The sequence below is a fragment of the Streptomyces sp. NPDC020299 genome (assembly GCF_044387825.1).
In the GTDB taxonomy this organism is placed as follows: Bacteria; Actinomycetota; Actinomycetes; order Streptomycetales; family Streptomycetaceae; genus Streptomyces.
Genome location: NZ_JBIRWL010000003.1, coordinates 109,033 through 117,896, shown reverse-complemented (window position 1 = coordinate 117,896; position 8,864 = coordinate 109,033). Strand labels below are relative to the sequence as shown.

Genomic DNA, 8,864 nt, shown 5'->3' with positions numbered 1-8,864 from the left:
GGAAAGCCCCCGGTGGCGACCGGGCCCCAGCGCTCGGGCGTGATGCGGATGATGGACTTGCCCTGCTTGCGCATGGCCTCGCGGGCCCCTTCTGTTCGCGCCCCTCGCACTGCTGCGCAGGCGTCGGTGCGCTGCGACGGACTCCGTCCGCCGAGGAGGGCCGGGCGTCCCGGACTATTCCTCGGACACCAGTCGCGCCGGAAAGCCCCCGGTGGCGACCGGGCCCCAGCGCTCGGGCGTGATGCGGATGATGGACTTGCCCTGCTTGCGCATGGCCTCGCGATACTCGTCCCAGTCCGGGTGCTCGCCGGCGATGTTGCGGTAGTACTCGACCAGGGGCTCGACGGAGTCCGGGGTGTCGATGACCTCGGCGGTGCCGTCGATCTGGACCCAGGGGCCGTTCCAGTCGTCGCTGAGCACGATGACGCTGACGCGGGGGTCCCGCTTGGCGTTGCGGGTCTTGGCGCGCTCGGGGTACGTGGAGACCACGATCCGGCCCGAGTCGTCGACCCCGCAGGTCAGCGGCGACCCCTGGGGGCCGCCGTCGGCCCGCCGGGTCAGCAGGATGGCGTGGTGACGGGGGCGGACGAAGTCCAGCAACGCGTCGAGGGACACGGCGGTGTTGGTCGCGATGTTCGGTGCCATGCGGGCCAGCGTAGGCCGTGGGCACCGCGATCACGGGGACGGGGCGGTAAGCGCATCCATGACGTCGTCGTACACCGGGACGTCCCGGCGTACGCCGGTCAGCTGCAGGACGCGGCCGGGGAGTTCCCAGGGGTGGGCGGCCACGCGGACCTCGGTGTGCGGGGGCAGCCCGCGGCGTATGTCGTGGATCAGGCGGGCGCCCTGGGAGTCGAAGAAGGTGGTGCGGGTGAGGTCGAGGACGAGTACGCGCAGCCGGTCGGCGCGGGCGTGGCCGGCGGAGAGGACGTGGCCGAGCAGGGCGTCGGCGTTGCTCAGGTCGATTTCCGGGGGGAGCGTGATCAGCGTGCGCCCGGGCAGGCCGCGCGGGTCGCGGGGGGTCGGGAGGAGGGTCACGGCACTCACCTGACGGCAGACGGTCGTCCGCATTCATGACGGAATGGAACCCGGCCGCTTCCTGACCCGCGGCCCATTCCACCACGCCCCGTCCGGGCAGGGAAGCGTGCCGCCGCCGGACCGTCGGGCGAAGGTCACCTCGCCGCAACAGAGCAGCTAGAGTGCTGTACGTCCTGTGCTCGCAGTCGGGAATGTGCTGCGGAGCTCTCCTGCGCATGGCCGTGTGGCCGTGCATGCCGAAGAGGTTCGTGGTGACTGCGTCTGACTTTTCTGATGTGCCCGGTTTGCCGGTCGGTTTCGAGCTGGCCGAGGCGCTCACGGTGGCGGCGCAGCAACTGCACGAGACCACCACCCCGCACGGCACCCTGAGCACGGCGGTCAACCTGGCGGTGCATCTGCTGCCCGGCGCCGAGCACGCCGGGATCTCCGAGATCCAGCGCGGTGAGCTGCGCCGGACGATCGCCTGGACCGACGAGGTCGTGCGCACCGCCGAGTCCCCGAACGGCGACGGGAGCGCCCGGCACTGGGACCAGTTGTGGAACGCGCCGGTGGCGCGGATAGAGGACAGCGGGAGCGACGGCGGCGGCGGGCTGCTGTCCGATCTGGGCCTGCGGTCGGTGCTCTCCCTGCGGTTGCGTGCCGACCGCCGCCGGCTCACCGTGCTGACCGCCTACTCCCGCAAGCCGCGCGCCTTCGACGAGGCCTCCACCCGGGTCGGCCGGCTGTTCACCGCCCATGTCAGCCTGGCCCTCCAGTCGGTGACCGTCCGCGAGCAGCTCACCGAGGCCATGCGCACCCGGGACCTGATCGGCCAGGCCACCGGCATCCTCATGGAACGCCTCGACATCGACGCGGCGGAGGCCTTCGACAGCCTGGTCCGCACCTCCCAGCGCGAGAACATCAAGCTCCGCGATCTGGCCCGCCGCATCGTGGGCGGCACGAAAGGGGCTTGAGGGCGCCGGTCCCGGGATATCCGGTAGGGCATGACCTCTGAGACCCCCGACACGCTGGACCGGGCGATGGCGCGCAGCGGTGGTCTCGACACGCTGCTGCGCGATCTGGCCGACCGGGCCGTGCACGAGCTGCCCGGCGTGGTGGCGTGCAGTGTGACCGTGCGCCGCGCCGACCGGCTGCTCACCCTGGCGGGGAGCGGCGGCATGCCCGGCGGGCTGGACCAGCGGCAGTACGAGAACGGCTCGGGCCCGTGCGTGGACGCGGCCGCCTCCGGGCGGGAGCGGTACGCGGCGGATCTGGCCCGGGAGACGCGCTGGCCGGCGTACCGGGCGTACGCGCTCTCCGTCGGCGTCCGCAGTGTGCTGGCGCTGCCGCTCGACGTCGAGGGGGAGACGGGCGCCGCCCTCAACCTCTACGCCGCCGAGCCGGATGTGCTGGCCGCCTGCCGGGAGCAGGCCCGGGAGTTCGCGGCGCGGGCCGCGGACGCGGTCAACGTGGCCCTGCACATCGAGCGCGAGCAGCAGTCCGCCGCCGACGTACGTGTCGCCCTGCTCTCCCGCAGCGTCATCGACCAGGCCATCGGCATCCTGATGGCCCGTGAACGCGTGGACGCCCAGAACGCCCTGGCCCGGCTGCGCCGCGTCTCCCAGAACCGCAACGTCAAGCTCCGCGACCTGTGCACCGACCTGGTGACCCGAGTAGGCGGCACCCCACCGCCGACGGCGGAACGCTAGCGGACCGGTCGGCGCGCGCCACGGGCCCGTGGCGGTTCGGCGTGTGAGCGGGAGCCCGCCGGGGTTCCGCGTGCGGTTCTGCCCGGATGTGGTGACCGGGTCGGTGGTGGCGTCCGGCCGCCTCGGCCGGGTGCTGAGGCCTGTCCGGCCGGCGCGAGCCGCGGGCCGTGGCGGTTCGGTGGGTGAGCGGGAGCCCGCCGCGGGTCCGTGCGCTGCCTCGCCCCGGTCCGGTGGGTGGTGGCACCCCCGTCCCGGTCGAGCGAGCGGCAGCGGGCCGGGCGGGCCGGGCGCGGCGGGGCGAGCAGCCGGGCTCAGCCCAGCGGTAGCGTCTCGCCCTGGACCGCCTGGATGTCGAGTTCCACCTTGAGCGTGGTGCCGATGGCCGCGATGCCCGCCTGGAGGACCTGGTTGTAGTTCATGGCGAAGTCCTCGCGGTGGAGTTCCGCCGTCGCCCGGAAGGCGGCACGGGTGCCGCCCCACGGGTCGGCGCCGGTGCCGAGGTAGGCGAGGTCGAGGTCGACCGGGCGGACGATGCCGTGCATCGCCAGTTCGCCGTGCACCGTCCAGCGGTCGGAGCCGGCCGCCGTCAGGCCCGTCGACCGGAAGGTGATCTCGGGGTGCCGCTCGACGTCCAGGAAGTCCGCGGAGCGCAGGTGGGTGTCGCGCATGCCGTTGCCGGTGTCGATGGAGGCGGCCCGGATGACGGCCTCGACGCGGGACTTGGTGACGTCGTCGGGCGCGATCTCGATCGCGCCGGTGAAGTCCGTGAAGCGGCCGTGCACGCTGGAGATGCCCAGGTGCTGGGCGACGGCGCCCACCGAGGAGTGCGCCGGGTCGATGGTCCACGGGCCGGGCGGGGGCAGCTCGGTGCCGCCCTGCCGGGCCAGCGTCACCGTCCCGACCTCGGCCCGCCCGCTGGCGGTGACGAGCGCGCTGGCGGCGGCGGGCGCGTACCCGACGGCCGTGACGATCACCGTGTACGCCCCCGGCGCCAGCTCGGTGGCGTCCCGCACCGCGCCCTCGGCGTCGGCCTCGGCGCGCAGCACCTGCGTGCCCGTCATGTCGGTCACCGTGACGACCGCGTGCGACACGGCCCATCCGTCCCGGGTGCGGATCCTCGCGGTCAGTCCCATCTGAAGTCGTCTCCCTGAAAAGCCTTGTGCGTTGCGCGTGGTTGCGGGGCATGGAACCGGCCCGTGGCGAGCGCGTCCTTGTGGGTGCGCCCGCCACGGGCCGGGGTCGGACTACTCGCCGGGGTGGGCGAGTTCGATGTCGTGGCCGTCGACTCCGGTGCCGGAGACCGTCAGGGCCGTGGCCACCGGCGGGTAGCCCGTCGCGATGACGGTGTACTCGCCGTTGTCCAGGTCGGCGAAGGCGTACGCCCCGTCCGTCCCGGTGGTGGCCGAGCCGACCACGTTGCCCGCCTGGTCCACCAGCGTCACGCGGGCGTCGGCCAGCGGACCGTGCGGGGCCCGTACGACACCCTGGAGCTGGGCGCCGGCGTCCAGGCCGACGTCGATCCGGGTGACCCCGGCGGCGCCGATCTCGACGGGCAGGGCGCGCGGCCGGAAGCCGGTGGCGTTGACCGCGACGGTGACCACGCCCGGCACCAGTTCGGCGAAGGCGAAGTCGCCCTGCTCACCGGTGTTCCCGGTGGCCAGCAGATCGCCGCGCACATCGGTGACGATCACCATGGCGTCCTTGACCGGCAGTGCGCTCCCCGCCGCCCGGACCACACCGCTCAGCCCGCTGGTGCCGCTGAGCAGGATGTCGTACGGCACCGGTTCCTCGCCCACCACCACGGTGGACGCCTGCGGCTGGTAGCCGTCGGCGGAGGCGATCAGGACGTACGATCCCGCGCCCGGCGCGTCCAGGGCGTAGGAGCCGTCGGCCCGCGCGACCGAGCGGCCCAACTGGCGGCCGGACAGGGAGATCAGGGTGACCGCGGCCTGCGGGACCGGGGCGCTCTCGGCGCCGCGGACGAAGCCGTGCAGCGGGGTACCCCCGCCGCTGCCCGTCGCGGTGGGCTCGGCGACCGTGGCGACGGCCGCGAAGCGCTGCGTGCCCTCGGGCCCCGCCTCGGCGGCGGAGGCGTCGGACGTCGCGGAGGTCGGGGCGGCCCAGCTGGGCACCCGCTCCCCGGCGGACTCGGACACCTCGGCGACCGGGGCCTGGGCCTCGGCGACGACCGGGGCGGCGGCCGGGTCCACGGCCGGGGCCTCGCCCGCGGCGGCCTGCGCCAGCGCGCCCTTGGTCTTCAGCGGGACCTCCTTGATGAACAGCGTGATCAGGAAGGCGATGGCCGCGAGGCCTCCGGCGATGAAGAAGACATCGGCGATGCCGTGGCCGTAGGCGCTCTCCAGCAGCGTCCGGATGGGCGTCGGCAGCTTGTCCATGTCCGGGATGGTGTCCGTGGAGCCCGAGCCGGCCATGGCGGCCTGGTACTTGGGGCTCAGGGCGGCGATGCCGTCCTGGACGTAGTGCGTGATCCGGTGCGACATCACCGCGCCGAGGGCGGAGACGCCGACCGCACCGCCCAGCGAGCGGAAGAAGGTGACCGTGGAGCTGGCCGAGCCGAGGTCGGACGGCGCCACCTGGTTCTGCGTGGCGAGCACCAGGTTCTGCATCATCATGCCGATGCCGAGACCCAGCAGGCCCATCCAGATGGCCATCTGCCAGTACTCGGTGTCGTAACGGATGCTGCCGAGCATCAGCAGGCCGGCCGTCACCAGGACGCCACCGCTGACCAGCCACGCCTTCCAGCGGCCGGTGCGGGTGATGAACTGACCGGAGACGGTCGAGGAGACGAACAGACCGCCGATCATCGGGATGGTCATGACGCCGGACATCGTCGGGGACTTGTCGCGGGCCAGCTGGAAGTACTGGCTGAAGAACACCGTGCCGGTGAACATGGCGACACCGACGAACAGCGAGGCGAGCGACGCCAGCGTGATGGTGCTGTTCTTGAACAGGCGCAGCGGGATGATCGGCTCGCTCGCCTTGGACTCGACGAGCACGAACAGCGCGCCGAGGACGACCGAACCGCCGACCATCGCGTACGTCTGCCAGGACAGCCAGTCGTACTTGTCACCGGCGAAGGTGACCCAGACGAGCAGCAGCGAGACGGCCGCGGCGATCAGGGTCGCGCCGCCCCAGTCGACCTTGACCTCGCGCTTGACCACGGGCAGGTGCAGGGTCTTCTGGAGCACGATCAGCGCGATGATCGCGAAGGGTACGCCGACGTAGAAGCACCAGCGCCAGCCCAGCCACGAGGTGTCGGTGATGACACCGCCGAGCAGCGGGCCGCCGACGGTGGCGACGGCGAAGGTGGCGCCGAGGTAGCCGGAGTAACGGCCGCGCTCACGCGGGGAGATCATCGCCGCCATGACGATCTGCGCCAGGGCGGACAGACCGCCGACGCCGATGCCCTGCACAACGCGGCAGGCGATCAGCATGCCGGCGTTCTGCGACAGACCGGCGGCGGCCGAACCCAGGACGTAGATGACCAGGGCTATCTGGACGAGCGCCTTCTTGCTGTACAGGTCGGCGAGCTTGCCCCACAGAGGGGTGGCAGCGGTCATCGACAGCAGGGCCGCGGTGACCACCCAGGTGTAGGCGGACTGGCCGCCGCCGAGGTCGCCGATGATGTGCGGCAGGGCGTTGGAGACGATCGTGGACGACAGGATCGCCACGAACATGCCGAGCAGCAGCCCGGAGAGCGCCTCCATGATCTGCCGGTGCGTCATCGGGGCGTGGGCGTCCGCGCCTCCCCCGTGCTTGGCGTGAGCCCGCACACCGGCTGGTGTGGTCGTTGCCATGGGCTTCCTTTTCTTACGTCTTATGCGGGTGTACGGGTGGTCGTTTCGATTACGGGTGCGGTGGCCCCGGTGTGGGCGGGCCCGGCGTGGGTGGCCCGGGTGTGGGTGGTCCGGCAGTCGCCGAAGCTCGCCCTGAGCCGCGTCATGAGCCGGATCAACTGGCCGACCTCGTCGTCGGACCAGTCGCTCAGCCGCTCGGCCAGCAGCTCGGTGCTGCGCCGGGACAGCTCGCAGACCTTGGCCTCGCCCGCCGGGGTGAGCCGCAGGATGCGCGAGCGCTTGTCCGCCGGGTCGGGTGCCCGTTCGATCCAGCCCCGCTCGGCGACGTGCGTCACGTGCCGGCTGGTCACCGACATGTCCACGGCGAGCAGCTCGGCGAGCTTGCTCATGCGCATGTCCCCATGGCGGCTGAGCAGCGTCAGCACACCGGCGGAACCGGCCGGGCAGTCGGACGGCAGGATCCGTCCCAGGTCCCGTTTCACGGCGCCGAAGGCGCTGAGCTGACGCGCCAGCTCCTCGAACTGCGCCTGCTGCGCCATCACACCTCCCGTATTCGTTGCTTGGGGCAACCATAGACTTGCTTGGTTGCTGCAGGCAAACAAGTTCGGGGGTTGCGGGATAAAAACTTGGCAAAAGCAAGTATTGCGATCGTAAATGCGCAGGTGGGTGGGGCTCCGGGGTGCATGCCCACCTGCAGTGCCCCCCACTTGGGCCGCACTGCCGGATTCGCTAGTGTCTCGGGCCATGGCTAACACCCAGGGCCCCCAGGGCAACTACGACCCCGCAGGCAACACCCAGATGTTCCGCGCGTTCGTCGACGAGGCCCCCCAGGGCCGGCAGCAGCAGGCGGCCGCCTCGTCCGGCCCCCGCATCGGTCTGATCGTCGGTGTCGTCGCGGCGATCGCGATCGTGGCGGCGGTCGCCTGGCTCGCGCTCATTTGACGTGCTCCCTGGCTAAAGTCCAGGGATTCCGGCCTGGGTCGTGTGACCCTTCCGGGGGCTTCCTGCTTCAACGCGCTGTGCGGGCACGCGTGCCCGTCTTACCGGCACTCCACAGGCGTTTGGCGTCTCCGCCCGTCCGGCGGCGACGATACGGCGTCCTTCGGAGAGGACGTTACGGGCTGCGTTGTGGTCGCGGTCGTGCACGGTGGCGCACTCGCCGCACGTCCACTGGCGGACGTGCAGGGGCTTGGGGCCGTCGCGGAATCCGCAGGCCGAGCAGACCTGAGAGGACGGGAAGGCACGGTCCACCTTGGCGAAGGTGCGGCCGTGCTTGGCCGCCTTGTACTCCAGCATGCCGACGAACGCGGACCATCCCGCGTCGTGCACGGACTTGGCGAGCCGGGTGCGCCCGAGACCGGACACCGCGAGGTCTTCCACATACACCGCTTGGTTGTCGCGAATGATCCGTGTGGATGCCTTGTGGTGCCAGTCCCGGCGCCGGTCCGCCACCTTGGCGTGCTGGCGAGCGACCTTGATGCGGGCCTTGGCCCGGTTCTTCGATCCCCTGACCTTGCGGGAGAGTTCCCGCTGAAGGCGCTTGAGCTTCTTCTCCGCCCGGCGAAGGCGGACAGGCCCAGGTCGAGACCGACATCGCTCTCCACATCGGGGAGGATGTCCGGTGCGGTGTCCACGACGAAGCTGAGGAAGTACCGGCCGCAGCTGTCCCTGGTGATGGTCAGGGAGGTGGGCGCGGCCGGAAGCCGGCGCGACCACTTGACCTTCAGGTTGCCGACCTTGGCCGCGTACACCGTGCCGTTGTCCTGGAGTGAGAAGGCGTTGGTATTCAGGCGGATCGACTGCCGGGTGTCCTTCTTCGACTTGTAACGGGGCGGCCCGACCTTTCGGCCCTGTCGCATGCCCTTGACCGAGTCGAAGAAGTTCTGCAGGCGGTGTCCAGGTCCCGCAGGGACTGCTGCAGGACGACCGCTGAGACGTCGGCGAGCCAGGCGCGTTCCTCGGTGGCCTTGGCCTGGGTGATGCGCAGCCGGGACAACTCCGCCGACTTCACATACGGCAGCCCGGCCGCGTGCGCTTCCTTCCGGTCGCGCAGGCAGTCGTTCCACACCACGCGGGCACACCCGAACGCACTGGCCGGCGCACGGCGCTGAGCGGCGTCCGGGTACGCCCGGTAGTTGTAGCGGAGCTGCATGACCGGGACGTCACTCATGAGTGGTCTCATGAGTGACCAAAAGAGCAAAAGGCGGATTATATTTGCTGTCTGCGAGGATCTCGAAGCGAAGCTGAAGGCCGCAACGGAGAAAGCCCGGATTTCCCCACCGCGCCGCCTCCCGCAAGCGGTCAGCACCGCGTCAAGGAA

Annotated in this window: 8 protein-coding genes and 1 pseudogene; 3 read left to right on the top strand and 6 right to left on the bottom strand. The window is 71.3% G+C overall.

Features of this window, described 5'->3' with window-relative positions; genetic code table 11:
• Positions 1 to 174: 174 nt before the first annotated feature.
• Both ACH45E_RS08395 and ACH45E_RS08390 read right to left on the bottom strand, forming a co-directional pair.
• Positions 175 to 645, bottom strand: a complete 471-nt coding sequence (locus ACH45E_RS08395; protein ID WP_361441760.1) for a PPOX class F420-dependent oxidoreductase — start codon at positions 643 to 645, stop codon at positions 175 to 177.
• A gap of 30 nt (positions 646 to 675) precedes the next feature.
• Positions 676 to 1,038 (bottom strand): STAS domain-containing protein, encoded by a 363-nt coding sequence (locus ACH45E_RS08390; protein WP_361441757.1) that lies wholly within the window; start codon positions 1,036 to 1,038, stop codon positions 676 to 678.
• A gap of 233 nt (positions 1,039 to 1,271) precedes the next feature.
• Here ACH45E_RS08390 and ACH45E_RS08385 point away from each other — a divergent pair, with 233 nt between their 5' ends.
• Together ACH45E_RS08385 and ACH45E_RS08380 are read left to right on the top strand one after the other, a co-directional pair.
• The gene (locus tag ACH45E_RS08385) at positions 1,272 to 1,991 is read left to right on the top strand and encodes an ANTAR domain-containing protein (protein ID WP_361442593.1); all 720 of its coding nucleotides are present in this window, start codon (positions 1,272 to 1,274) and stop codon (positions 1,989 to 1,991) included.
• 30 nt (positions 1,992 to 2,021) lie between these two features.
• A complete protein-coding gene (locus ACH45E_RS08380; protein WP_361441755.1) occupies positions 2,022 to 2,726 on the top strand; it encodes a GAF and ANTAR domain-containing protein in 705 nt (234 codons plus the stop codon).
• A gap of 311 nt (positions 2,727 to 3,037) precedes the next feature.
• Here ACH45E_RS08380 and ACH45E_RS08375 read toward each other — a convergent pair whose 3' ends face one another.
• From ACH45E_RS08375 to ACH45E_RS08365, 3 genes are all read right to left on the bottom strand, one after another.
• Positions 3,038 to 3,859, bottom strand: coding sequence for a YceI family protein (locus ACH45E_RS08375; RefSeq protein ID WP_361441752.1), 822 nt, complete (start codon positions 3,857 to 3,859; stop codon positions 3,038 to 3,040).
• Positions 3,860 to 3,970: 111 nt separating this feature from the next.
• A complete protein-coding gene (locus tag ACH45E_RS08370) occupies positions 3,971 to 6,544 on the bottom strand; it encodes an MFS transporter (protein WP_361441749.1) in 2,574 nt (857 codons plus the stop codon).
• Between the two features lie 20 nt (positions 6,545 to 6,564).
• Positions 6,565 to 7,083 carry a MarR family transcriptional regulator gene (locus tag ACH45E_RS08365; protein ID WP_361441746.1) on the bottom strand — a complete coding sequence of 173 codons (519 nt, stop codon included), beginning with the start codon at positions 7,081 to 7,083 and terminating at the stop codon, positions 6,565 to 6,567.
• Between the two features lie 205 nt (positions 7,084 to 7,288).
• Here ACH45E_RS08365 and ACH45E_RS08360 point away from each other — a divergent pair, with 205 nt between their 5' ends.
• On the top strand, positions 7,289 to 7,486 hold the full coding sequence (locus tag ACH45E_RS08360; RefSeq protein WP_361441743.1) for a hypothetical protein: 198 nt from the start codon (positions 7,289 to 7,291) through the stop codon (positions 7,484 to 7,486).
• Positions 7,487 to 7,498: 12 nt separating this feature from the next.
• On the opposite strand, the pseudogene ACH45E_RS08355 reads toward ACH45E_RS08360, so the two are convergent.
• Positions 7,499 to 8,696: pseudogene (locus ACH45E_RS08355) on the bottom strand (RNA-guided endonuclease InsQ/TnpB family protein).
• Between the last annotated feature and the right edge of the window lie 168 nt (positions 8,697 to 8,864).